Below are 25,062 nucleotides of genomic sequence, written 5' to 3'. Positions count from 1 at the left end.
CATGAATGGAGCCTCACCCTTGTCATTTCAATTAGTGATGACGAATTAGTTTCTTTTCCATCCATTCGATTGCTTGGTACATAATTGTTGCAAAACAAGCAATTAATAATAAGCTTAACAATACCAACGTAAAATTGAAAACCTGAAAGCCGTAGATAATCATATAGCCAAGTCCTTTTGAAGAAACAAGAAACTCACCTACAATTACCCCTACCCATGACAAACCAACATTCACTTTAAGCGTTGAAATTATGGTCGGAAAAGAGGCTGGAAGAATCGCATCCTTAAAGCATTGAGCTCGAGATGCACCAAAAGTTCTCAGTACCTTTATATAGTTCTCATCCACTTCTTTAAAAGAAGTATAGATTACGATGGTGGTAATAATAACCGAGATGATCGCTCCCATGGCAATAATTGATGCAAAGCTAGGCCCTAATGCTACGATTAAGATTGGCCCTAATGCTACCTTAGGTAGAGCGTTTAAGATCACTAGGTATGGATCTACAATTTTTGAGATAATCGGTGACCACCACAGAATAGCAGCAGTTAGTGTTCCTAAAGCAGTACCAATAATGAAGCCTAGTACTGTTTCGAAAAGTGTAATGGAAGTATGTGTGATTAATGTTCCATCAGCGACTTTCGTTAAAAATAGATCAAAAATTTTAGATGGACTACTAAATAGTAATGGGTCAATCCAATGTAATTTGCTTGCAATTTCCCATAACCCAAAGAACATGATGAAGATTAGAAGCTGGTAAAAACGAACCAGTCGCTTCTCCTTTTTTAGGCTATAGAGATACTGCTGATGAAGGACTTCTACCTTTTTTTCAATTTTCAAGGGACTCCAGCTCCTTCCAAATGGCTTGAAATAGCTTTGAGTAGGTTGTATGCTGCCTTGCATCAAATGGTTTAAGCTCCCTTAACTCTTGTGGAACAAGAAATGTCTTTGCCATTCGACCTGGATTAGCAGCTAATAGAAAGATACGGTCACTCATGGCAATTGCTTCACCAATATCGTGGGTAACAAGTAGTGCCGTTTTATTAAAGTTCTTTAATGTAGTGGATACAAGGTTTTCAAGCTTAAGTTTGGTTTGATAATCAAGAGCTGAAAATGGTTCATCAAGTAGCAGAATTTTAGGATCTGTCATCAATGTTCGTATTAATGCTACACGTTGTCTCATACCACCAGATAGTTGCCGAGGGTATGAATCTTCAACATTAACAAGATCCATTTCTTTTAATAATTGAATGCCATAATCTCTTGTGTCCCTTGTTAAAGAGTTCGTAATAGTCGGGCCGAGGAGTATATTTTCCTGTATTGTTTTCCACGGGAAAAGATAATCCTGCTGAAGCATATAGCCGATGGAGGCATTTGGTTTTGTGACTCTTCGGCCATCTATATTAATCTCACCTTCAGTAGGTTTGAGCAGACCTGCAATAATAGACAATAAAGTAGTTTTTCCACAGCCGCTTGGGCCGAGGAAGGATACGAACTCGCCTTCCTCGATTGAAAGTGAAATATTCTCTAACGCTGTTGTGGTCGTTTCCTTTGTAAAATAAGTGTGATGAATATCTTTAATGGTTAAAAAACTCATGTTTTCATCTCCTTTACTCTGAGATGATACTTTCTGCGATTTCAGTATTTACAAGTACACCATGATCTACTTCAGTAGGGAGCTCTCCAGCTTCATCCATAATGTTTTGCAGGTTCAACCATTCTTCCTCATCGAGAACTGGGTTGGTAGCGAATGAACCTTGAGATTTATAACGATCTACAACTGTTTCAATTAACTCCACATCGGTATCTTCAAAATGAGGAGCAATTGATTCTGCAATTTCTTTTGCTGTGTGAGAATCAACCCATTGTTGAGCCTTATAAATGGCCCTTGTGAATTTTTTAACGGTTTCTTCATTTTCATCTAAAAAGCTTTGTTTTGTCATAAAAGTAGTGTAAGGTACATGACCTGATTCTGTTCCAAAAGAAGCAATGATATGCCCCTTGCCCTCTTGCTCAAAAATGCTGGCGGTTGGTTCAAATAGCTGTACAAAGTCACCCGTACCTGATGCGAAGGCATTAGCAATATTAGCAAATTCAATATTTTGAATAAGTTCCAGATCTTCATGAGGTTCTATTCCATTTTGCTTGAGGACATACTCACCAACCATCTGAGGCATACCGCCTTTTCGTTGACCTAAGAATGTACTACCTTTTAATTGATCCCAAGAGAAGTTTTCAATCTTGTCACGGGAGACTAAAAAAGTCCCGTCTGTTTGAGTTAATTGGGCAAAATTAATAACAGGATCAGTTGCTCCTTGAGCATAAACATAAATCGATGTCTCAGAACCTACGAGTGCAATATCAATACCGTCCGAAAGAAGAGCTGTCATGGTTTTGTCTCCTCCGAAGGTTCCTTGTAGCTCAACTTCTAGACCTTCTTCTTCAAAAAAACCCTCAGATAAGGCAACATATTGGGGAGCATAGAAAATAGAGTGAGTTACTTCTCCAACTCGAACCTTTTGAACATCACTTTGGCCACAACCACTAATAGCACCTATTAATACAACAGACAGCAACACAATAAAAGATATTTTTAAGTACCGCATCATTTTGACCTCCTACTAATGAATAGCTAAAATTAATTACTTACAATACAATATGTGGGATTAAAAATTGTGTGAATGCCTATAAAACAAAGAAAGGAGAGCCCAAATACATGGACGGGACAATTATAGAAAAGCAGAGATTTCCCTCACCCAATCCTAATATTGAACTATTTATTATTACGTATTGGTGTCAGGGATTGAAAATCAAAGGTCTACTTGCAAGTCCAAAAGAAGACGGATTATATGATGGTTTTCTTTATTTAAGAGGTGGTATTAAAAATGTGGGCAAAGTTAGAATTGGACGAATTGTCCAGTTTGCCTCCGAGGGTTTTGTTGTGATGGCTCCATTTTATAGAGGAAATCAAGGTGGAGATGGTAATGAGGATTTTGCTGGAGATGACAGACATGATGCCCTTGCTGCACATACTATACTTACTCAACACCCAAAAGTGAAGAAGGACCGAATTCATGTTTTTGGATTTTCAAGAGGTGGTGTGATGGCCCTGTTTACGGCTATTATTCATCCAAGTATTAGATCAATTGTTTCTTGGGGAGGAGTCACTGATATGGCCCTAACCTATGATGAACGATTGGATTTAAGAAGAATGATGAAGCGGGTTATTGGAGGCAGTCCAAACAAGGTACCAGAAGAATATAAAAGGAGAACACCTCTTTTTGAGTTAGAAAAAATACAAGCTCCTGTACTCATCATACATGGTAAAAAGGATCTAAATGTTACCATTGAACATTCTCACCGCCTTGAAAGAAGGTTGAAAGAGCTAGGAAAGTCAGTGGAAGCCTGGTACTTCGATGAGTTTACACATTATTTTCCACCGAAAATAAATCGCAAAGTGGTACAGGATTTAACGAGTTGGATGAAGAAACAATAGGGGAGGTGAATGTGAATGGGAATGCCACTTGAATTAAATACGATGATCGTAACAAAAGGATTAGAAGTAAGAATACAAGATAACTTATTTACCCTTAAAAAGGAAGGCTATCGTTTGTATCCATTAGACATTCCTTTAGAAGTGAGAAAGACAAAGGATGCTGATCCAACTGGAACAGCAAAGATTAAAAGACTAGAGCTAGAGAACAACATAACAACTATTACGTATGAGCTACTATCTCTTAATTCAACAAATTAAAAAAACAGCAATCGATTGATTGCTGTTTTTATGTGCTATTTAACAGTAGGGCCACCTAGTTGTTCAATTTCTTGTGGCACATTAGAAAACTTTGTAAAGTTATTCTTAAATTTCTCAGCTAGTTCATTAGCTTTAAGTTTATATGCTTCTTTGTTTTCCCAAGTCAATTCAGGACGTAGTACTTCATCTGGTACACCAGGAACATGTAAAGGAATATCTAATCCGAATGTCTCATCCTTTATTGTCTCAATGCTGTTTAACTCACCTTCTAAAGCTGCTTGAACCATGGCTCTTGTATAGCTAAGCTTCATTCTACTACCGACTCCATATTCTCCACCAGTCCATCCTGTATTAACAAGGAATACCTGAGAGTTATGTTCATCAATTTTCTTTCCAAGCATTTCTGCATAAACCGTTGCAGGTAGTGGAAGGAAAGGTGAACCAAAGCAAGTTGAGAATGTTGCTTGAGGTGAAGTAACTCCTCTTTCAGTACCAGCTAGTTTACTTGTATAACCACTTAGGAAATGGTACATTGCTTGCTCTTTTGTAAGCTTGCTGATTGGAGGTAATACCCCAAATGCGTCAGCTGTTAAGAACACAATAGTATTTGGATGCCCAGCAACACTTGGTTGAATGATATTATCTATTGCTTGAATTGGGTATGCCGCACGTGTGTTTTCAGTTAAAGAAGTGTCATCGTAATTTGCTACTCTTGATTGATCATCAAGAATTACATTTTCTAATACACTACCAAAACGGATCGCATCAAAGATTTGGGGTTCTTTTTCTCTTGTTAGGTCTGCACACTTTGCATAGCATCCACCTTCAATATTGAAAACACCACTATTTGACCAGCCATGCTCGTCGTCACCAATTAATTTACGGTTAGCATCTGCTGATAACGTTGTTTTACCTGTTCCAGACAGTCCAAAGAATAAGGCAACATCGCCTTCCATGCCAACATTTGCCGAACAGTGCATAGGAAGAATGCCCATTTCAGGAAGTACATAATTCATGACAGAAAAAATTGATTTTTTAATCTCACCTGCATATTCTGTTCCACCAATTAAGACAATCTTACGTTCAAAGGAGATGATAATAAATGTTTCCGATTTGGTACCATCTACTTCTGGGTCAGCTTTGAAATTCGGTGCAGAAATAACAGTGAACTGTGAGTCATGAGACTCAAGCTCATGATCTTCAGGTCTAATAAAAAGCTGATGAGCAAAAAGATTATGCCAAGCGTACTCGTTTACTACTTGAATGGGGAGACGATACTTCTCGTCTGCTCCAGCAAAACCTTTAAAAACAAATAGCTCATTTTTATTTTGTAGGTAATTTAATACTTTTTGATATAACCGATCAAACGCATCAACAGAAATTGGCTGGTTTACAGAACCCCAAGCAATTTTATCTTTAACTGATGCCTCTTCTACAATAAATTTATCCTTTGGTGAACGCCCAGTGTATTTTCCTGTTGTAGCTCTTACTGCACCGGTTGAAGTTAATTCACCTTCATTTCGTGAAAGTACCTTTTCAACAAGCTGTGATACCGATAAGTTTGTATACACGTGATGGCTGCCTAACAATTCTTTTAAGTTAATGGAGAGATCAATCGAGTTCATCTTCATAACCTGCCTTTTGTGATTTTTCTATTAATCTAACATTTAATGTAAATAAATGATTGCTTCTGAGAATTAGTATAACATATTTAGCTCAATAGTCTATACTATTTTACGGTATTGTACGCAATAATGTTTTGAATAGTGCTGCGAAATTTGACTAAAGTTCACAAATCGGCCTCAAATTCCATAAATTAGGCAAATACCTACACCCTTTTTGATATTTTACCATAGGGTAAGATAGGAGGGGAGCATCATGTTTGATTTTACACAATTAAGTAGTTTTGATTACGCAACAGTTGCTGCAGTGGTAGCTGCCTTTGTAACGGTGGTTGGAAATGCCTTTTCAATTAATAAAAAATACCGTGCTCTTATGGCTATTGCGACTGGACTAGTAATTGTATGCTTGCCACAGTTATGGACAGAAAGGCTATTAACAGCATTGCTGATTGGTTTAACGGCTAGTGGAGTCTACAGTCAAGTCAAGCCAAGAGACAATGAGAATGAGTTAATCAGGTATCAAACCCTCGAAGAACTAAATAAGAAGAAACACGATCAGAATGATACACCATATTAATTATTTCCTATTATAAAGATAAGTTTTTATATATGTAGTAATTCTTTGTTGACATCATTCGACTTCTTCGATATGATATGAGCCGAACGGATACTCTCTTATCCCGAGCAGGCGGAGGGAACAGGCCCTATGAAACCCAGCAACCATCATGAGAATGATAAGGTGCTAACCTGATGCAAGGCGTATTGGCCTTGAACGATAAGAGCGAAAGGCTATGATGTTTGTTAAAACCTTTCCTCTAATAGGGAAAGGTTTTTCTTTGGCTTTAGAATGTGGTTGAATTGCTGAAACGATAAGGCAATTTCTTCTTTCTTCTATAGATCTTGTTGTGGCCTGGTCATAAGTTTGTCGAAAAAAGCATGTTTTCCTAATAAAAATATGTTTTTATTAGAATAATAAGGGAATGAGTACCGTATCAACAAAGAGGTGAGAATCTTCACCTATTTATTGTATAAAGGGAGGAAAAACGTTAGATGTCAAAAAAACGCCGTTTATTTACATCTGAGTCTGTGACAGAAGGACATCCAGACAAAATTTGTGATCAGATTTCTGATTCGATCCTTGATGCTATTTTAGCAAAGGATGCTAATGCTCGTGTAGCTTGCGAAACTTCAGTTACAACAGGTTTAGTTCTTGTTGCAGGTGAAATCACTACTTCTACATATGTAGATATTCCAAAGATTGTTCGTGAGACTGTCCGTGAAATTGGATATACTCGTGCAAAATATGGTTTCGATGCAGAGACATGTGCTGTTTTAACTTCAATTGATGAGCAATCAGCTGATATCGCAATGGGAGTTGACCAAGCTTTAGAAGCACGTGAAGGTCAAATGACAGATGAAGAAATTGATGCAATTGGTGCAGGGGACCAAGGATTAATGTTTGGTTATGCAAATAACGAAACAAAAGAACTTATGCCACTTCCAATTTCTTTAGCACATAAAATTGCTCGTCGTCTAACTGAAGTTCGTAAGGAAGAAATCTTACCTTACCTTCGTCCAGATGGTAAAACACAGGTAACAGTAGAGTATGATGAAAACGATAAGCCAGTTCGAATTGATACAATCGTTATCTCAACTCAACATCACCCTGAAATTTCAAATGAGCAAATCAAACGTAATCTAAAAGAGCATGTTATAGATCCTGTCGTTCCTAAGGAATTAATTGATGAGGAAACAAAATATTTCATTAATCCAACAGGCCGTTTCGTAATCGGAGGTCCTCAAGGGGATGCTGGTTTAACAGGCCGTAAGATTATTGTTGATACGTACGGTGGATATGCTCGCCACGGTGGAGGAGCATTCTCTGGTAAGGATCCAACTAAGGTAGACCGTTCTGCAGCTTATGCAGCACGTTATGTGGCTAAAAATATCGTTGCAGCAGGACTAGCTGATAAAGCTGAAGTACAACTTGCTTATGCAATTGGTGTGGCACAACCAGTTTCTATTGCTGTTGATACATTCGGAACGGGAACTGTGTCTGAAGAAGTACTAGTTGACTTAATTCGAAGCAACTTTGATTTACGTCCAGCAGGAATTATCAAAATGCTAGACCTACGCCGTCCAATCTACAAGCAAACAGCTGCATACGGTCACTTTGGTCGTTCAGATGTGGATTTACCTTGGGAGCGTACAGATAAAGCAGCTACTTTAAAAGAGCAAGCATCTAAATAAATGATACAAAAGAGGAGAACAATCCTGGTTCAGGGTTGCTCTCCTTTTTGTTTTCTTGTGTGATAGCAGAAGTTCAGAATAGCATATACTTTTATAGTAAGGGTCAACAATTTAGGAAATGCTAAGTGAATGCAAAAATATTGAAACTGTTTAAGGTTGCAGAGATTTATAATACTGACCTTTTTCAACATACTCTCGTCTAATGCGTTCCATATCTTTTTGATCTTCTTCATTTAAAGCTCTAATCACTTTGGCAGGTCGTCCAAATGCGAGGCTATGTGGCGGTATCACTTTTCCTTGAGGAACAAGACTACCTGCACCGATAAAGGCACCTTCACCAATCTCTGCACCGTCTAGGATAATTGAACCCATACCAATTAACGCACCTTTTCTAATAATCGAGCTATGTAGGATCACTTGATGTCCAATAGAAGCATCATCTTCAATAACTAGAGTTCGGTTTGGGCTTTGGTGTAACACACAATTATCTTGAATATTTACTCGGTTTCCAATAATTGTCGGTGATACATCTCCTCTGATTACGGTATTAAACCAGATACTTGTATAATCGCCTATTGCTACATCACCTGAAATCGTGACATAATCAGCAATAAATGCAGTATCTGCAATTTTTGGTGTATGATTTTTATAAGGATATATCATTATTCATGTCCCCTTTATTTTTATATTTATATTTTAACAAAATAAATAAGAATCTGATAAGGATAAGGAGGAGATTAATTATGTGGAAATGGGAAGCTGAAGAAGCCAAAGCAGTAGTTGTCATTGTTCATGGTGCAGCAGAGCATCATGGTCGCTATAAATGGTTAATAGAAATGTGGCGAGGTGATGGCTACCACGTCATTATGGGGGATTTACCAGGTCAGGGAACAACGTCAAGACGAGACCGAGGTCATATTGATAAATTTGATGTGTATATTGAAACCGTTGAAGAATGGTATAAAGAAGCTTTATCCTATCAGCTACCCATTATACTAATCGGCCATAGTATGGGCGGACTGACTGCTATTAGAACAATGCAAGAAAAACACTTACAAATAAAGTGTATGATTCTCTCCTCTCCTTGTTTAGGAATTAGTGAGCAGACAACACCATCACTATTCCTTGATATGGCTTCGAGAGTAATGAATAAGGTTGTCCCTTCTTTTCGAATTAATACGGGATTAACACCTTCTATGGCAACAAGAAATAAGGAAGTTATTGAACTTGATAGTAATGATTCACTGTATGTGACAAAGGTTTCGGTTAGGTGGTTCAGAGAGCTTATTCATGGAACGGAAATGGCATTTTTCAATATTAGCAAGCTGCCAGATGTTCCTATTTTGATGATGCAGGGCGGGGATGACCAAATCGTTGATAAGCATAAGGGGAAGGAATGGTTTGACTTATTAGGCGCTACCGATAAAACGTATAAAGAATGGCACGGGCTGTATCATGAAATTTTTAATGAACCTGAAAGGGAACAAGTATTTGAGTATGCAAAGCGTTTTGTTGAAACTCAGTTGTCAATCAATGTACAATAAGGAGCAACAAGGCAAAGGAGTGTATTAGATGGTCCCTTCCCACCCTTTAGGTTTAATGACAAAGGTTTATCGAGATGTTTTCCCGATTGTTCACCGAGAGCTTGATTATTGGCGTAGGAGAGCAGAGGAAATTCCGAATCAGGAGTTACGAACACAGGCACTTGCTAGCATAGGATCAAAGGCCTTTCATTGTGAGGGTGGATCTATACTAGCGTTATTATCCATCCAGAACCTTGAACGTTGTATAAAATTTATTGTTGCTTATCAGACAATCAGTGACTATTTAGATAATTTATGTGATCGTAGTACTTCATTGGATCCTTTAGATTTTGAGGCACTTCATGAGTCGATGCCGAATGCTTTAACAGTAGGACACGAACATAGACATGATTATTATCGATATCGAACGGATCAAGATGATGGTTCCTATCTTAAAGATTTGGTGCTTACGTGTCAGCAAGTTTTATCAGAGGTGCCTCATTATTCTCTAATTAAAACAGTATTAGTTGAACTAGCTAATTATTATTGTGCTTTGCAGGTTCATAAACACGTTGTTACGGAAGAACGAGTACCACGGTTAGAACACTGGTTTTCTGAGCATAAGTCAAGATTACCGGACATGGAGTGGTACGAGTTTTCGGCATGTACAGGATCAACGCTAGGGATATTTTGTCTTGTTGCATATGGGTTTCAAAAGGAACTTGCACAAGAGGATGTTCAAAAAATTAGAAGCGGCTATTTTCCTTATGTACAAGGCTTACATATCTTGCTTGATTATTTGATTGATCAGGAAGAGGACCTAGAAGGTGGAGATTTGAACTTCTGCTTTTACTACCCTGATAAGCCATCGATGTTAAAGCGCCTAGCTCATTTTCTTCAAGAAGCAGATCGTAATATTGAAGGAATTCCCCACGAGTCTTTTCATCGATTTATTAATAGAGGGTTACTGGGTGTATATTTATCAGACGAAAAGGTTCACGTTCAGAAGGATGTCCGAAAAATGGCCAAGCAGTTGATTAAGCAGGGAGGCTTTATTAGCTACTTCTTTTATGTCAACGGAAGAGTGTATAGAAGGTGGAAGCTAATTACCGACAGACGAAAAAAGTTATCAATAGAACGACAGGCAAATATGTAAAAAGAAGCCCCTTTAACTAGTCCCCAACAGGAGAAGTTAGTAGTAAGTGTTCAACGCATGAGATGTGAAAGCTAGCTAACGAAGAGATCGACAGCTAGTTTTTCTAAATCTCAGTTCTTGAACATCATTACTTTGGGCTTCTTTTTTCAATTGCAACAATAAATGGTGGGTGATTTTGTTGATTAAGAAATTGATACTGTAAAACATGAGCTTCTTTTTGATCAATCGATGATACGTATTGTAAAAGCTGATCACGTTCTACCTTTCCCTCGGGATGACCGTGATAAATGACTAGAACAATGATTCCTTCTGGCTTCAATAAAGATAATATCTGTTTGATGGAAGAAATGGTTGTGTCGGCAGTCGTCACAATATTCTTGTCCCCACCTGGCAAATATCCAAGGTTAAAGATGGCACCACTTAGCTCTTTTGACGATAGACACTCCATAACGTGTTCATGGCCCTTTTTAAAAAGGGTGACACGTTCCTTTAATTGCTTGTCCTTAAGCTTAACTCGTGTGCTCCTGATCGCCTCTTCTTGAATGTCGAAACCATATACATGTCCAGTGTCGCCAACGAGCTCTGCGAGGAACACAGTATCATGACCGTTCCCAACGGTTGCGTCCACCACATAATCACCTGGTTCTACAGCGTTTTTTAATAGGGACCTTGCAAAGGGTAAAATTCGTTCAAGCTTCATGTCGTAATCAATTCCTCACGATAAAATTTACCTTGATAACTGTTGCGATTTTTTAATTCATCTTCAATGGCATTTAATACAGCCCATTTATTTAAGCTCCACATTGGCCCAAGCATAATGTCAGGTGGCCCATCTCCTGTAATTCGATGAATAATCATTTCAGGAGGTAATATCTCTAGCTGATCACATACTAACTGAATATACTCTTCAAAGGATAAAAATGATAATAACCCTTTTTCATATTGTTTGACCATAGGAGTTCCTTTAAGTAAATGCAGTAGGTGGATTTTAATTCCTTGAACATCTAGCTTAGCAACTTCACAGGCAGTTTCCATCATCATCTCTGTTGATTCTAAGGGAAGCCCATTTATGATATGGGAGCATACTCTTATATTATGTTTTCTTAACTTGTTTACACCTTCAACATAGCTTGGATAATCATGTGCACGATTTATGAGTAGAGCGGTACGTTCATGTACCGTTTGTAATCCAAGCTCGACCCAAAGATATGTTCTTTCATTTAATTCCGCAAGATACTCCACCACATCGTCAGGCAAGCAGTCTGGTCTAGTCGCAATCGAAAGGCCTACAACACCTTCTTGTTTTAATACCACTTCAAATTTTTCACGAAGTTCTTTTACTGGCGCATGTGTATTGGTAAATGCTTGAAAGTATCCTAGGTATTTTCCACTCTTCCACTTGTGATGCATCTTATCTTTTATATCATGAAATTGCTTTTCAATGGATTCAGCTCTGTTACCTGCAAAATCACCTGAACCTGCTGCGCTACAGAATGTGCAGCCACCGTGGGCAACAGTACCATCACGATTCGGGCAATCAAATCCACCATCTAATGCGACCTTAAACACCTTATGTCCAAAATGATGGCGAAGATGATAATTCCAGGAATGATAACGTTTATGATCGTCTGAAAATGGAAATGGATTATTAGCGTTCATGGTGGTTCCCTCCTTTATTAAATTTCTCACGTTTTTAGTCAATCAATTTTAGCATGCTTTTACAAGGAAACCAACAGAATTGGGTAGTGGGAAAAACCTCCTATGATAGAACCACACCAGTTGTATAAACTAAAGGGTGATGAAGCTTTTCATCTACTGTATGTACAGATAAGGGAGGTAGGTACTGATGGCAACTCGTCAATCCGTAGAAGAGCATCTACAAATGGCGGAAGATACTTTACGCTATGCAGAGGACCAATTTTCTTTAGCCAAAAAACAAGAGCATTATAACCAGACTGAATACACGAAGGCTCAACAGCTTTTAGAGACAGCTGTTATTGATTTAGGTCATGTTGCACATAGTGGGAATCCACAGCAAAAAGAGCAAATTGAGCGTATGAGACTTCAATTGCAGCGCATTCAAAATGAAATGATTATTTATCCACATCATTAAAAAGCTGGAGGGTTTCATATGAAAAAACGTTCTGACCAAAATAATCCAGAGCAAAAAACGAAAAACGGCATTAACAATCAGGATATGGAAATCGGACCCGATTTTGATCCTGTTAAAGAAGTAAAGAAAAAGAACGCTAAACGCGCGCAGCCGGATCGTTCTAAGAATAGTTAATGGTTTTTGTTGCCCCTTGCTTAGTGCAGGGGGCTTTTTGTGGTTTTGGGTTGTTGAGCATAAATATCACCTATTTGTGCAGAAAGTTAAAAAAATGGTGCATAAAAAATGGTTTTCTGTGCACAAATGTTTGATTTTGGGGCATAAATAAATTTTTCCGTGCAGAAGCATTTTAATCTGCAGGAAACTGCTTTTTTGTATAGAATATAAACCTCAAATTTAAGAAAGAGGTGCAAATTTGATAGCAAAGAAACGTAATTATCCAATTAGAATTAAGAAGTTAGAAGCACTTTTAAGACGTTTGCCCAAAAGTCATATGAAGAGAGGGGACATAGAGGAGGAACTTGCTAAAAGTTATGCTGGTTTTCGTGGGGAACAATCAATGAACTACCATTTCGATTATTTAGATAAGAAAAAGTACACCATTATACATGACCTAAGACTGTTTGATCAAAATCATTATTTTCAAATGGATACATTAATCCTTTCAACAAGATTTTTATTAATTGTCGAAATAAAGAATATAATAGGAACATTAATATTCGACAAATCATTTCAGCAATTAATTCGAAGTTACAATGGAAAGGAAGATGCCTTTCATAACCCATTAATACAGGCCAAAAACCATCAAAAAAAGTGAGGCAGTGGTTGATTGAACAAAAAATACCAGAGATCCCAATTGATTATTTGGTTGTAATCAGTAATCCACAAACCATTATTAGATCAACGGGGAGCTATTCAGAAGCCCTTGAAAAAGTTACAACGAGCTCTAATTTTATTAACAAGCTTGAAGCACTAGAACGCCTTTATCAAAATGAAAGTGTTAACTCTCGTGAATTGAAAAAACTTACAAAGTTACTGTTAGCTAACAATCAGGAAGGAAATCCAGATGTTTTAAGTCAGTTTAACATTTCAAAGGACAGTCTTATAGAAGGTGTCCAATGCCCCAACTGCTTCTCCATTCCCATGTTAAGGAAATACAATAAATGGTTTTGCCCTCAATGTTCTAACGTTTCAAAGGATGCTCACATTCCCTCCATTTCAGATTACTTTCTTTTATTTGATTCCACGATAACAAGTAAACGATTCCGAACTTTTACAAAAATTACATCACGATCAATTAGTTATAGGATGTTATCCTCGATGGACTTGGTGTTTACGGGTGATGGAAAGGCTAGAGTCTATCTTGAGAATAGGTCTAAGCTGTAGTTTAAGAAAATGTGCATAAAATCATAAAGACGTGCAGAAAATTTGATTCTTGGTGCATAAATAACTCAAATGGTGCAGAAATACTCATTCTTCGTGCATAAAACCTAGAATCCGTGCACCCCCCCAACATAATCCCCTTACCACACCCTCGAAAAACAATATATTGCCCCACACCACAAAAACGAATACAATGAACGTTGGTGATTAAGTTTTTAGGGGGAATACCATGCCAAAGCAGCTTAAGCTTTTATTAGTAGGGATGGTCATCAATGTGGTAGGGTCTTCTTTTTTATGGCCGTTAAATGCCATTTATATTCATGATGTGTTAGGTAAATCGTTAACCATGGCTGGAATTGTGTTAATGTTAAATTCGGCTGCAGGTGTGATTGGGAATTTAATTGGTGGTCACTTATTTGACCGCTTTGGCGGATATCGATCAATTTTAATTGGGGTAAGCACGACGATGGCAGCAGGGATTGGGCTCGTTTGGAATCATAGCTGGCCTTGGTATGTCGGTTTTCTCATCTTAATGGGGTTCGGATCAGGAATGGTGTTTCCTTCCATGTATGCTATGGCAGGTGCTGTATGGCCTGAAGGTGGTCGTAAGCCCTTTAATGCGATGTATGTGGCTCAAAATGTGGGTGTTGCTGTAGGAGCGGCGTTAGGTGGATTAGTTGCCTCTGTTTCGTTCCAATTAACCTTCACCGCAAATGCCATTATGTACGGAGTCTTCTTTTTACTAGCCGTTTTAACCTATCATAAAATTCAAGTAGAGAAAATAGAGCAGAGAAGTATGTTAGATGGTGGGAAGCTGATAAAAAATAGAGCCAAATTTACATCATTACTTATCTTGTGCTTTGGTTTCTTATTGTGCTGGGTTGCTCACGTTCAGTGGCAAACGAATATAGCATCCTATACTCAGTCTTTAAATATTTCTTTAAATCAATACAGTTTATTATGGACAGTAAATGGTGCTTTGATCGTTTTAGCACAGCCGGTGATTTCAACCGTCATTCGTTTTGTTGCGAAGACGTTAAAAGCGCAAATTATAATTGGAATTATTATTTACATGATTTCGTTTTTTGTTGTCGCAAATACTACCGTATTTACTGGTTTCCTTGTTGCGATGATTATTCTTACTATTGGTGAAATGTTTGTATGGCCAGCAATACCGACCGTTGCCAATCAGCTTGCACCAAAAGGGCGTGAAGGGTTCTATCAGGGTGTTGTAAACAGTACAGCTACAGGTGGAAGAATGCTCGGTCCTGTATTGGGTGGTTTCATGGTTGATGTTTATAACATCAATGCTTTATTTGTCCTATTAATTGCTCTATTGTTTATGTCAATTTTTACAACTCTGTTCTATGATCGCGCAATCAAAAAGGAACAGGTTAATCAGGAGCTTACTGCCTAATTTATAAATACTTTTAAGAAAGACTTGATGTTTGGAAGTTTTTTCTTTAAAATACATTACAAAACCTTACAAGAAATAAACAGTGCGAAGGATTAGTAATGATAGAAGTCGGTCAAGAGAGTTGACGGTCGGTGCAAGTCAATCCATGACTATCATGAACTCACCTTTAAGTTTCAATGGTGAACAGCTCGAGTTGAGCTCACTAATTATTGACGTAATTCCGCGTTAAGGATTCAAGTGGATGCATTCACGTGCATTAATTTGGGTGGTACCGCGGGTATATAAACAATCTCGTCCCTATTTTAGGGGCGGGATTTTTTTATATATAGGTCATGAAGTATAGTTTTTTAAATTGTACTTATGTCTAGCTTCAGCGCCCAGCCCCTCGAGGTCAAATGTTCCTTGGACAAATAAAAGGAAAACCACCCTTTTCTTTGTCCAAGGAACATTTGCTTGTCGGGGCTAAACGGGGCACTTAAGCTTTTCTACCTTCGCATCTGTATGAAAAACATGGAAATTATAAATCCTAAGGTGAAGAAACAAGGAGGAACTGTTATGGCTTTTAATCATCAGGATATCGAGAAAAAGTGGCAAAGCTACTGGGAAAGTAACAAGACGTTTAAAACGAAAGAAGAAAAAGGAAATCCCAAATTTTATGCTTTAGATATGTTTCCATACCCATCAGGAGCGGGTCTACATGTTGGGCATCCTGAGGGCTATACGGCGACAGATATTGTTTCCCGTATGAAGAGAATGCAAGGACATAATGTGTTGCATCCAATGGGCTGGGATGCATTTGGGTTACCAGCTGAGCAATATGCGCTAGATACTGGTAATGATCCTGCAGAATTCACAGAGCAAAATATTAATACCTTCCGCAGACAAATCAAAGAACTAGGATTCTCGTACGACTGGGATCGTGAAGTAAATACAACTGATCCTACTTACTACAAATGGACGCAGTGGATTTTCTTAAAGCTTTTTGAAAAAGGGCTTGCTTATGTGGATGAGGTACCTGTTAACTGGTGTCCTGCCTTAGGAACTGTGTTGGCGAACGAAGAAGTAATTGATGGAAAAAGTGAGCGTGGCGGTCATCCGGTAGAACGTCGCCCAATGAGACAGTGGATCCTAAGGATTACTGAATACGCAGATCGTCTTCTTGAAGATCTAGAAGAGTTGGATTGGCCAGAAAGCTTAAAGGATATGCAGCGTAACTGGATTGGTCGTTCAGAGGGAGCTACTGTTCATTTTGATATTGAAGGTTTTGAGGAAGGGTTCTCAGTATTTACAACGCGTCCGGATACACTTTTCGGTGCTACTTATGCTGTGCTTTCACCTGAACATCCATTTGTTGATAAGATTACAACAGCAGAGGAAAAGCAAGCTGTTGAAGCTTATGTAGACAAAGTGAAGAGTAAGAGTGACTTAGAGCGTACCGAGCTTTCTAAGGAAAAAACAGGTGTCTTTACTGGGGCTTATGCAGTAAATCCAATTAACGGTGAAAAAATGCCAATTTGGATTGCTGATTATGTTTTAATGAGCTATGGTACAGGTGCAATCATGGCAGTGCCAGCACATGACGAGAGAGACTTTGAGTTTGCACAAAAGTTCGAGTTACCAATCGTAGAGGTTGTAGCTGGTGGAAATGTTTCTAAAGAAGCCTACACAGGTGACGGAGAACATGTTAACTCTGATTTCTTGAATGGTCTAAATAAAGAAGATGGTATTACGGCAGCAATTAAATGGCTTGAGGAAAACAACAAGGGTGAGAAAAAGGTTTCCTATCGTCTTCGCGACTGGCTATTTAGCCGTCAGCGTTACTGGGGTGAGCCGATTCCAATCATCCACTGGGAAGATGGAACAACGACTGCTGTTCCAGAAAGTGAGCTTCCATTAGTACTTCCTAAGACGAAGGAAATTCGTCCGTCAGGTACAGGTGAATCTCCACTTGCTGCGATCGAGGACTGGGTAAATGTTGTGGATCCGGAAACTGGCAAAAAAGGTCGCCGTGAAACGAATACAATGCCACAATGGGGTGGAAGTTGCTGGTATTTCCTACGCTATATTGATCCACATAATAGTGAGCAATTAGCAGATCCTGAAAAGCTTAAAGAATGGCTTCCAGTTGATATCTATATTGGTGGAGCTGAACATGCGGTGCTTCACTTGCTTTACGCTCGTTTCTGGCATAAATTCTTATATGATATTGGGGTTGTTCCAACGAAGGAACCTTTCCAAAAGCTATTTAACCAAGGGATGATTCTTGGTGAAAATAATGAAAAAATGAGTAAATCTAAAGGAAATGTAGTAAATCCTGATGATATCATCAAGAGTCACGGTGCTGACACACTTCGTCTTTACGAAATGTTCATGGGACCACTTGAAGCATCAATTGCATGGTCAACAAACGGACTTGATGGATCTCGTCGCTTCTTAGATCGTGTTTGGAGATTGTTTGTAGAGGAAAATGGCCAGTTAAATCCTAAGATCACAGCAAGTAGCTCAACTGGACTAGAAAAGGCTTACCATCAAACAGTCAAAAAAGTAACAGAAGACTATGAAGGTCTTCGATTCAACACAGCTATTTCACAAATGATGGTGTTCGTAAATGAAGCCTATAAGGCAACTGAGCTTCCTAAGGAATATATGGAAGGCTTCGTAAAGCTATTATCTCCTATTGCACCGCACGTTGCTGAAGAGCTTTGGGAAAAGCTTGGTTATTCTGAAACCATCACTTATGCAAATTGGCCAACGTTTGATGAATCAAAGCTTGTTGAAAATGAAGTTGAAATTGTAATACAGGTAAACGGTAAACTTCGTGCTAAGTTACTAGTTCCTACAAATGCTTCTAAGGAAGAGCTTGAAAGTATTGCAATGTCTGATGATAGTGTGAAAGAACAGATTGAGGGTAAGACTGTTCGTAAGGTTATTGTTGTACCAGGTAAGCTAGTTAACATTGTTGCAAATTAATCTAGGGAGGCGGGTTACACTGCCTCTTTTATTAAGTATAGAAAGGGTGAATGATGTTGGAACAAGAGGTTAAAATTATGACAACAGCAGAGCTACAGGAAAAACTCGCAAAAGGTGAGAATCTGGAGCTAATTGATGTTCGCGAGGATGAAGAGGTCGCACAGGGGGTAATACCTGGCGTAAAGCATATTCCAATGGGACAAATACCAGAGAGAATGTCAGAGCTAGACCCAGAAAAAGAATACATATTTATTTGTCGTTCTGGACGACGCAGTGAAAATGTGTGTTACTATCTTCAGGATCAAGGCTATAAATGCGTAAATATGGTTGGTGGAATGCTTGAGTGGGAAGGCGATCGAGAGATTCCATCCTAAGTCACATGGGGAATCTTAATTGATTCCTTTCCTTATAGAAACCCATAAAAAAGAGATTGGTTGATCAACCAATCTCTTTTTATTAATACTGCTTTTCTGCCATTGCATTCTTCCCAGCCGTCATCCCGGCAAGTCTACCTGTTACAAAGGCTGCTGTGATGTTATAGCCTCCTGTGTATCCATGAACATCTAAGATTTCTCCACAAAAATAGAGTCCCTCCACTAACTTCGAAGACATCTCCTTGGGGTTTATTTCCTTTACAGAAATACCGCCACCTGTCACAAATGCCTTTTCAATTGAAAGTGTTCCATCCACATTAAAGGAAAATTGCTTACAAGAAGAAACAAACGCCTTAAGCTTTTCGTGTGGAATGTGGTGATAATTTAATTGTTCATCTATCTCGTTTTGCTGTAGCAAAAATAATAAATATCGTTCTGGTAAAAATCCCTTTAGGACGTTTTTAACTGATTTATTTGGCTCGTCCTTTAATGCTTTTAGCATTGTTTGAAATAGAGTTTCCTCTGATTGGTCAGGAACGGCATCTATTCTCATCTCGATTTTTTTCGTATTAAACTTTTCCTGTGCTTTCACAACATATTGACTACAGCGGAGCACAGCTGGTCCTGAAATACCAAAGTGAGTGAAAATCATGTCCATTTTATGTGTAATAATTGTCTTCCCTTTAGGGTTTATCACACTAAGGGCTATGTCACGTAGCGATAATCCTTGCAGAGTTTTATCTTTGATAAAGGGTTCACTAGAGGTTAACGGAACTTCTGTTGGATACAGATTAGTTATGGTGTGGCCGGCCTTTTCTGCCCATGCGTAACCGTCCCCAGTTGAACCTGTGTGTGGAACAGATTTGCCCCCAACAGCGATAATCACATGTTGACAGTCTAATACTTGTCCATCTTTTAATGTCACCGATTGAGTTTTACCATCCTTATAGTCGATCGTATGGACTGGAGAATTCGTCCACATGGTTACATTTAATTTCCTCAGCTGATCTAAAAGTGCATCAACAACAGATTGTGCTTTATCAGTTGTAGGGAACATCCTTCCATGATCTTCTTCTTTAAGCTGAATGCCTAGACCTTCGAAGAAGCGAATAATGTCTTCATTATTAAAGATTGAAAACGCACTAAATAAAAATCTCCCGTTTCCAGGGATATGTTTAATAATTTCATCCACAGGAAGACGATTCGTAACATTGCATCTTCCTCCACCTGAAATGGCAAGCTTTCGTCCTAATTTGTCTCCCTTGTCGATGAGTAGTACCTTTGAGCCTGTTTCAGCAGCACCAATGGCTGCCATCAAACCTGAAGGACCTCCACCAATTACAATTACATCATATTTCATTCTTAATCCTCCGATACATATGAAGCTAAAAAAAGAATAGCATTTTTTTATAAAAAAGAAAAACTTGGCTCTGTCAACATTTTTCTCTATTATAAGTAGTGGAGAGTGATCATATGAGTCAGTACATTCCGACAGTGAATGAGGGAATCTATCCTCAGGATGCAGGTTGGACAGAAGATGAGCAGCAACAATCTATATTATTGCTATCCATCCCTGAGCTGGTTGGACTAGCTAATCAAGTAATTACCAAGTTTGATTATGCTTGGCTGTTTGATTCCTCGATTAATGCTTATATATTTTGTTTTCGAGTGAATGAGAAAGAGTATGCTGTTATTTTTCAATTTAATCATGCCGGAAAGTTCTTATTAGAAAGAGAGGCATATGAATCTTTCAGTATTGCCATAACAGGAGTAGAGTTTTCAGTAATGACTGAGCATACACCTTATGCCTTATTTCAACCAATTACGTTGAATCGACAGCCTGTTGCAGGATGGTAATGCAACAAGAAACTTACTTTTTACAGATTCTATGTTAAAATAAAGCAATTGTTTGTGAAGTTGTTGGGGGTTTTATATGTCAGGCTCAAGTTTATTAAGAGGGACATTTATATTAACGTTAGGAACGTACATATCTAGGTTATTAGGGATGATTTATGTTTTTCCATTTGTTGCCTTAGTAGGTTCTCAAGGGACAGCATTATATTCTTACGGATATCTTCCTTATACCATATTCCTCAGCTTATCGACCGTTGGAGTTCCAATGGCAGTCTCAAAGTTTGTGTCTCGTTATAATGCACTTGGACAATATGATACGAGCAGAAAACTATTCAGGGTAAGTATGCTATTGATGCTTTCAATGGGGATTGTTTCTTTTATCATCCTGTTTATCATGGCTCCGGTAATCGCACCGTTCGTCCTTGGTGAACCAGATTCTACGAATACAGCAGGAGTAAATCGTGTTGAAGATGTAGCATTTGTAATCCGGATGGTAAGCTTTGCGTTGTTAGTAGTCCCGGTTATGAGTGCGATCCGAGGCTTTTTTCAAGGAAACCATTCAATGGAGCCAACTGCAGTATCTCAAGTAGTTGAGCAATTGTTTAGAATTATTTTCTTACTTGGTTCCGTATATATTATTCTTAAAGTCACTAAGGGAGATCTTACAACCGCAATTGGATATGCAACATTTGCTGCCTTTGTAGGTGCGTTAGGTGGGTTACTTGTTTTAGCGTGGTTCTGGAAAAGAAAAAAGGCGAAATTTGATGAACAAACTGGGCAAAGTGTTGGGACTTCAACCCTTTCATCAAAAGAGATGATTAAGGAACTTTTAACGTATGCAGGTCCTTTTGTGTTTGTTGGTTTAGCGATCCCATTATATCAAGTAGTCGATTTCTTTACCTTTAACAAAACGATGCTTGAAATAGGAAACGCAAAAAAATATGCTGAGTATGTTTACTCAATCATACAGTTTAATGTGCCCAAGCTTGTTATGATTCCTGTTTCACTCGCAACAGCATTTGGGTTAACACTCGTTCCAGCCATTACAAAAGCTTTTACAGACGGTAACCGGCAGTTATTACATACGCAAATTAATCAATCTATTCAGATTGTCTTCTTTTTAACGCTTCCTGCTGTAGTTGGATTAACGGTTTTAAGCGATGAAATGTATGCAATGTTTTATGAAGTAGATGAGCTTGGAAGTACATTATTAGCTTGGTTTGCTCCAGTGGCAGTATTGTTTGCGTTTTTTACGATTACCTCTGCGATGCTTCAGGGAATTCAAAAGCAAAAGCTTGCTGTAATCAGTTTGGTATTTGGACTTCTGTTAAAACTACTATTCAATGTTCCACTAATCACATTATTTGAAGGTGTTGGTTCTATCATAGCTACAGCGATCGGCTATCTAGGATCGGTTATCTATAGCTTAGCGATGATTAAGCGTCATGCTCAGTTCTCATTTAAGTTAGCATTGAAGAGATCAGTACTTATGGTAATGTTTTCGGTTGCTATGGTGATAGGAATTATACTAGCTCTTTGGGCGATATCTCCAGTATTAAGCTATACAGATGGACGATGGGAATCAATCATATTAACGATTTTGGGTGTTTCTGTTGGTGCTGCCATTTATTTATACTTGAGCTATCGTTCCAACTTGGCTGGGAAACTGTTAGGGAATAGGTTCAAAGTTTTAAAAAGACAAAAAGTGAATGGCTAAAAGCCCATTCACTTTTTTAAAGAAAATTAATAGTTATAACCGTCACCATAACCAGTACCATACCCTAAACGTCTTTCAATTCGATCAACGCGTCGATCAAGACGATCAAGGCGGTTATTTATTCTTTGAATTTGACGCTCTAGTCGATCAAGTCGTTGGTCAACATTGCCACCGCCACCCCCACCTGGGAAGCCAGGAAAACCTGGAATTGGAAAGTAGTAGCCTTCAGGCTGTTGTCTCTGATACATAATCTTATCTCCTTTGAATTAGAATACTTACATACGTGATAGTCTATGGAATTAGGGCAAATGTTGAGAGGGTCATATGCCCAAAAAAATATAAAAATAATTAGGTGAATGTATGCGTATTGATAAATTATTAGCTAACATGGGATTTGGAACTAGAAAAGAAGTAAAGCAGTTGTTAAAAAAAGGATCTGTTCGTGTGAATGAAGAGATCGTAAAGGATGCCAAGACTCATGTAGACCCAGACGTCCAGCAGGTTACTGTTAACGGTGAACAGGTCGAATATAAAGAATTTATTTATTTAATGATGAATAAACCGCCAGGAATAATCTCTGCTACAGAAGATAATCATGATCAAACAGTGATTGATATTCTTGAGCATGAAGATGCCATTTTTGAACCTTTCCCAGTTGGTAGACTGGATAAGGATACAGAAGGCTTATTATTAATTACGAATGACGGTCAGTTAGCTCACCAACTTCTTTCTCCGAAGAAACACGTTCCGAAAACTTATTATGCACATATTGATGGTGTCGTTAGTGAGGAGGACGTTGTTGCTTTTAAGAATGGGGTTGTCCTTGATGATGGCTATGAGACAAAGCCAGGAATGCTTACTATTTTGGAAGCGGGCCCTATTTCGAAAATAGAGTTAATTATTACGGAGGGTAAATTTCATCAGGTTAAAAGAATGTTTGAAGCAGTGGGGAAACGGGTAATCTATTTGAAACGAATTCAAATGGGTCCACTTCCTTTAGATGAAACGCTAGAGCTTGGAGAATATCGGGAATTAACTCAAGAAGAACTTGAGCTCTTAAGGAATGCGTCTGGAAAATAGTATTAAAGACGATAACAGCCAAAAAAGAAGGACTTTTCACTTGTCCTTCTTTTATTAGTCTTAGTGGATTACTAAAATGCTCTAATAATTAAGGCCCAAGTACCCCGCTTTGCCTGCCATCATTTGTTGGGGCACTTTGGCCTGTTGTTATATGTAAAAAACTGTTGTGTTTTACGAAGTCAACTTCACTTTCTTTTCGGTCGTTGTCCATCTTCCGCGACTTGGGCTTTCTACCAAATCATTATATACTAGAACATTCAGGTCCCGTTGGACTGTCCGTTGAGTCATTCCAAATTCATCAACAAGTTGATCCGTTGTTACTGTTCCACGTTCATTAATATACATATACACTGATTTGACTCGATTTAGCATCCGAGAAGTTGAAGGCTTCAAAAAACCACTCCCTACTTTAGTTTGTTTTCCTCTTTTATACAAAGTAAAATTCTATACTTCTTCAAGAGCTTAATGTAGACAACCTCTCCCCTTTCAGTTCTGTTTTTTTAGTAAATATATGTAGGACATTTAAGTTTATATGACCACTTCTACAAAATTCGCTGTTTTTCCTCCTTCTTTTTTCAGTTTTTTCCCATTATTTAGTTAATTGGGACTTAGTGTGCATTTTAAAGTGTTCTTTTGAATCCGGATTGCTTGTGAATATTTGGGAAATAGGTTCGTATACTGACTATTCATAGTGCCTAGAGAAAGATATCTCGATCAATAATAAACAAGGTCCCGCTACGAAGAATTTACTTTTTATATCCAAATTGTTTAATATATTTGTTATGCTGTAATCAAGTAGAATTTTAGGAGGGTGCCATGATTTTTCTCCGACGAATACTGTTAATGACAATTAAACTGGATAATTGGGTTTTGTTTTGGTCAAGCTTAAGTCTGATATTTGGTAGTACATTTATCATTCATTATTTGGAACCAGAAACATTCACAACACCGTTCGTTGCCCTTTGGTGGGTAATGACCACTGTAACGACTGTTGGATATGGTGACTACTCCCCAACAACTGTTCCAGGAAGAGTTTTTGCTATTTTTCTCTACATATTTGGAATTGGCTTAATTGGGGTAGTGATTGGTAAGATTGTTGATTTCTTTTCTGAATTTAAGAGGAAAAGGGAGGAAGGTCGAATGGTTTATAAAGGAGATGGACACCTAGTCATAATTGGGTGGTCTTCAAAAGCAAGCTTTGCTGTTCAAGAAATTTTAGAATCTACCCTTGATACGGATGTTGTCATCATTGATCAACTAGAAAGAGCTCCATTAATTTTAGATAGGGTCCATTATATAAATGGGCAGGCAACCAAGGATGAGACGTTAATGAATGCTAATATTCTTAAGGCTAAGGCGGTCCTTATTTTTGCTGATGATAAGATACAGGATGATGAGCTGGCGGATGGGAAATCTTTATTAATTGCTTCCTCCATTGAGCGATTAGGAAAACATGTTCATACAATTGTTGAGGTCTTAAATGAAAATCATATAAAAAACTTTCAACATATACATATTGATGATTTTCTATTGTCTCATGAAACCGTCTCTGGCCTAGCAGTTCGGGCTGCCATTACAAAAGGAATTACAGGGATCTATTCACAGTTAATTAGCCGTAGATATGGTGATGATCTTTACCAGTTAAAACCGAGTCCGAAATGGAAGACTTATAAGGATGCCTTTCATGCGTTGTTAATAGAAGGGGCAACCCTCATCGCAGACAAAGAAAAGCTCGATATCAATAGGCGGCTAGAGGAAAACATATCACAGGATTCGTTATTATATATCATTTGTGATCAACATACGTTCAACAAAATCCAAGCTAAGTATGCAGTAATTAATGTACAGGAGTGA

The 25,062-nt window shown here is 38.2% G+C and carries 27 protein-coding genes, 1 riboswitch and 1 other annotated feature; of the genes, 17 read left to right on the top strand and 10 right to left on the bottom strand.

The genetic code is table 11. The features are described from left to right. Positions 1-31 precede the first annotated feature (31 nt). From G4D63_RS09670 to G4D63_RS09660, 3 genes are read right to left on the bottom strand one after another with little or no spacing between them, the layout of a single operon-like run. The gene (locus G4D63_RS09670; protein ID WP_163179408.1) at positions 32-838 is read right to left on the bottom strand and encodes an ABC transporter permease; all 807 of its coding nucleotides are present in this window, start codon (positions 836-838) and stop codon (positions 32-34) included. Continuing rightward, complete coding sequence (locus G4D63_RS09665; protein WP_163179407.1) at positions 828-1,595, bottom strand: ABC transporter ATP-binding protein; 768 nt, start codon at positions 1,593-1,595, stop codon at positions 828-830. Before G4D63_RS09665 ends, G4D63_RS09670 begins: the two co-directional genes overlap by 11 nt. 13 nt (positions 1,596-1,608) lie before the next feature. Beyond that, positions 1,609-2,607 (bottom strand): ABC transporter substrate-binding protein, encoded by a 999-nt coding sequence (locus G4D63_RS09660; protein WP_163179406.1) that lies wholly within the window; start codon positions 2,605-2,607, stop codon positions 1,609-1,611. A 107-nt stretch (positions 2,608-2,714) separates the two neighbouring features. On the opposite strand from G4D63_RS09660, the gene G4D63_RS09655 reads away from it, so the two are divergent. Beyond that, positions 2,715-3,494: an alpha/beta hydrolase family protein gene (locus G4D63_RS09655; RefSeq protein WP_163179405.1), complete on the top strand. Its 780-nt coding sequence runs from the start codon at positions 2,715-2,717 to the stop codon at positions 3,492-3,494. Between the two features lie 15 nt (positions 3,495-3,509). Next, positions 3,510-3,752, top strand: coding sequence for a DUF2584 domain-containing protein (locus tag G4D63_RS09650; protein ID WP_163179404.1), 243 nt, complete (start codon positions 3,510-3,512; stop codon positions 3,750-3,752). Between the two features lie 35 nt (positions 3,753-3,787). On the opposite strand, the gene pckA is transcribed toward G4D63_RS09650, so the two are convergent. Next, a complete protein-coding gene (gene pckA, locus G4D63_RS09645; protein ID WP_163179403.1) occupies positions 3,788-5,377 on the bottom strand; it encodes a phosphoenolpyruvate carboxykinase (ATP) in 1,590 nt (529 codons plus the stop codon). A gap of 253 nt (positions 5,378-5,630) precedes the next feature. On the opposite strand from pckA, the gene G4D63_RS09640 reads away from it, so the two are divergent. Together G4D63_RS09640 and metK are read left to right on the top strand one after the other, a co-directional pair. After that, complete coding sequence (locus G4D63_RS09640; RefSeq protein ID WP_204559033.1) at positions 5,631-5,951, top strand: hypothetical protein; 321 nt, start codon at positions 5,631-5,633, stop codon at positions 5,949-5,951. A 95-nt stretch (positions 5,952-6,046) separates the two neighbouring features. Continuing rightward, positions 6,047-6,156, top strand: a riboswitch (SAM riboswitch). 268 nt (positions 6,157-6,424) lie between these two features. After that, positions 6,425-7,624 carry a methionine adenosyltransferase gene (gene metK / locus G4D63_RS09635; RefSeq protein ID WP_163179402.1) on the top strand — a complete coding sequence of 400 codons (1,200 nt, stop codon included), beginning with the start codon at positions 6,425-6,427 and terminating at the stop codon, positions 7,622-7,624. 150 nt (positions 7,625-7,774) lie between these two features. On the opposite strand, the gene G4D63_RS09630 is transcribed toward metK, so the two are convergent. Beyond that, on the bottom strand, positions 7,775-8,287 hold the full coding sequence (locus G4D63_RS09630) for a gamma carbonic anhydrase (RefSeq protein ID WP_163179401.1): 513 nt from the start codon (positions 8,285-8,287) through the stop codon (positions 7,775-7,777). 80 nt (positions 8,288-8,367) lie between these two features. On the opposite strand from G4D63_RS09630, the gene G4D63_RS09625 reads away from it, so the two are divergent. Together G4D63_RS09625 and G4D63_RS09620 are read left to right on the top strand one after the other, a co-directional pair. Beyond that, entirely contained in the window at positions 8,368-9,168 is an 801-nt protein-coding gene (locus G4D63_RS09625) for an alpha/beta hydrolase (protein ID WP_163179400.1), read from the top strand. A 28-nt stretch (positions 9,169-9,196) separates the two neighbouring features. After that, positions 9,197-10,303 carry a tetraprenyl-beta-curcumene synthase family protein gene (locus G4D63_RS09620; RefSeq protein WP_163179399.1) on the top strand — a complete coding sequence of 369 codons (1,107 nt, stop codon included), beginning with the start codon at positions 9,197-9,199 and terminating at the stop codon, positions 10,301-10,303. A gap of 127 nt (positions 10,304-10,430) precedes the next feature. Here the strand turns inward: G4D63_RS09620 and mnmM are convergent, their stop codons facing one another. Together mnmM and mnmL are read right to left on the bottom strand one after the other, a co-directional pair. After that, entirely contained in the window at positions 10,431-11,003 is a 573-nt protein-coding gene (gene mnmM / locus G4D63_RS09615; protein WP_163179398.1) for a tRNA 5-(aminomethyl)-2-thiouridylate-methyltransferase MnmM, read from the bottom strand. Further along, on the bottom strand, positions 11,000-11,962 hold the full coding sequence (gene mnmL, locus G4D63_RS09610) for a tRNA modification radical SAM protein MnmL/YtqA (protein ID WP_163179397.1): 963 nt from the start codon (positions 11,960-11,962) through the stop codon (positions 11,000-11,002). The genes mnmM and mnmL overlap by 4 nt, the downstream gene beginning before the upstream one ends. Positions 11,963-12,149: 187 nt before the next feature. Here mnmL and G4D63_RS09605 point away from each other — a divergent pair, with 187 nt between their 5' ends. The 7 genes from G4D63_RS09605 to G4D63_RS09575 all read left to right on the top strand — a co-directional run bounded on the left by G4D63_RS09605 (position 12,150) and on the right by G4D63_RS09575 (position 18,557). Further along, a complete protein-coding gene (locus G4D63_RS09605; protein ID WP_163179396.1) occupies positions 12,150-12,416 on the top strand; it encodes a YtzC family protein in 267 nt (88 codons plus the stop codon). Between the two features lie 18 nt (positions 12,417-12,434). Continuing rightward, the gene (locus G4D63_RS09600) at positions 12,435-12,590 is read left to right on the top strand and encodes a glycogen biosynthesis protein GlgD (RefSeq protein ID WP_163179395.1); all 156 of its coding nucleotides are present in this window, start codon (positions 12,435-12,437) and stop codon (positions 12,588-12,590) included. 238 nt (positions 12,591-12,828) lie between these two features. Continuing rightward, entirely contained in the window at positions 12,829-13,230 is a 402-nt protein-coding gene (locus tag G4D63_RS09595; protein ID WP_163179394.1) for a nuclease-related domain-containing protein, read from the top strand. Between the two features lie 8 nt (positions 13,231-13,238). Next, the gene (locus G4D63_RS09590; protein WP_163179393.1) at positions 13,239-13,799 is read left to right on the top strand and encodes a hypothetical protein; all 561 of its coding nucleotides are present in this window, start codon (positions 13,239-13,241) and stop codon (positions 13,797-13,799) included. A gap of 226 nt (positions 13,800-14,025) precedes the next feature. Beyond that, the gene (locus G4D63_RS09585; protein WP_163179392.1) at positions 14,026-15,213 is read left to right on the top strand and encodes an MDR family MFS transporter; all 1,188 of its coding nucleotides are present in this window, start codon (positions 14,026-14,028) and stop codon (positions 15,211-15,213) included. Positions 15,214-15,286: 73 nt separating this feature from the next. Further along, positions 15,287-15,515, top strand: a binding site (T-box leader). Positions 15,516-15,768: 253 nt separating this feature from the next. Further along, positions 15,769-18,183, top strand: coding sequence for a leucine--tRNA ligase (gene leuS, locus G4D63_RS09580; RefSeq protein ID WP_163179391.1), 2,415 nt, complete (start codon positions 15,769-15,771; stop codon positions 18,181-18,183). A 77-nt stretch (positions 18,184-18,260) separates the two neighbouring features. Further along, positions 18,261-18,557, top strand: a complete 297-nt coding sequence (locus G4D63_RS09575) for a rhodanese-like domain-containing protein (protein ID WP_239585897.1) — start codon at positions 18,261-18,263, stop codon at positions 18,555-18,557. Positions 18,558-18,639: 82 nt separating this feature from the next. On the opposite strand, the gene G4D63_RS09570 is transcribed toward G4D63_RS09575, so the two are convergent. Next, a complete protein-coding gene (locus tag G4D63_RS09570; protein WP_163179390.1) occupies positions 18,640-19,917 on the bottom strand; it encodes a BaiN/RdsA family NAD(P)/FAD-dependent oxidoreductase in 1,278 nt (425 codons plus the stop codon). Between the two features lie 113 nt (positions 19,918-20,030). Between G4D63_RS09570 and G4D63_RS09565 the strand changes: the two genes are divergently transcribed. Both G4D63_RS09565 and G4D63_RS09560 read left to right on the top strand, forming a co-directional pair. Then, complete coding sequence (locus tag G4D63_RS09565) at positions 20,031-20,414, top strand: hypothetical protein (RefSeq protein WP_163179389.1); 384 nt, start codon at positions 20,031-20,033, stop codon at positions 20,412-20,414. 76 nt (positions 20,415-20,490) lie between these two features. Further along, entirely contained in the window at positions 20,491-22,128 is a 1,638-nt protein-coding gene (locus G4D63_RS09560) for a putative polysaccharide biosynthesis protein (RefSeq protein ID WP_163179388.1), read from the top strand. A 26-nt stretch (positions 22,129-22,154) separates the two neighbouring features. Here G4D63_RS09560 and G4D63_RS09555 read toward each other — a convergent pair whose 3' ends face one another. Next, complete coding sequence (locus tag G4D63_RS09555; protein WP_163179387.1) at positions 22,155-22,376, bottom strand: hypothetical protein; 222 nt, start codon at positions 22,374-22,376, stop codon at positions 22,155-22,157. A gap of 112 nt (positions 22,377-22,488) precedes the next feature. Here G4D63_RS09555 and G4D63_RS09550 point away from each other — a divergent pair, with 112 nt between their 5' ends. Then, positions 22,489-23,208 carry a pseudouridine synthase gene (locus G4D63_RS09550; protein ID WP_163179386.1) on the top strand — a complete coding sequence of 240 codons (720 nt, stop codon included), beginning with the start codon at positions 22,489-22,491 and terminating at the stop codon, positions 23,206-23,208. 171 nt (positions 23,209-23,379) lie between these two features. On the opposite strand, the gene G4D63_RS09545 is transcribed toward G4D63_RS09550, so the two are convergent. Then, positions 23,380-23,601, bottom strand: coding sequence for a DeoR family transcriptional regulator (locus G4D63_RS09545; protein ID WP_163179385.1), 222 nt, complete (start codon positions 23,599-23,601; stop codon positions 23,380-23,382). 423 nt (positions 23,602-24,024) lie between these two features. On the opposite strand from G4D63_RS09545, the gene G4D63_RS09540 reads away from it, so the two are divergent. Then, entirely contained in the window at positions 24,025-25,062 is a 1,038-nt protein-coding gene (locus G4D63_RS09540; RefSeq protein ID WP_163179384.1) for a potassium channel family protein, read from the top strand.

This window comes from Bacillus mesophilus, from assembly GCF_011008845.1.
GTDB lineage: Bacteria > Bacillota > Bacilli > Bacillales > SA4 > Bacillus_BS > Bacillus_BS mesophilus.
Note: the sequence above shows the minus strand (reverse complement) of the source record. Positions and strands in the feature narration are given on the sequence as shown.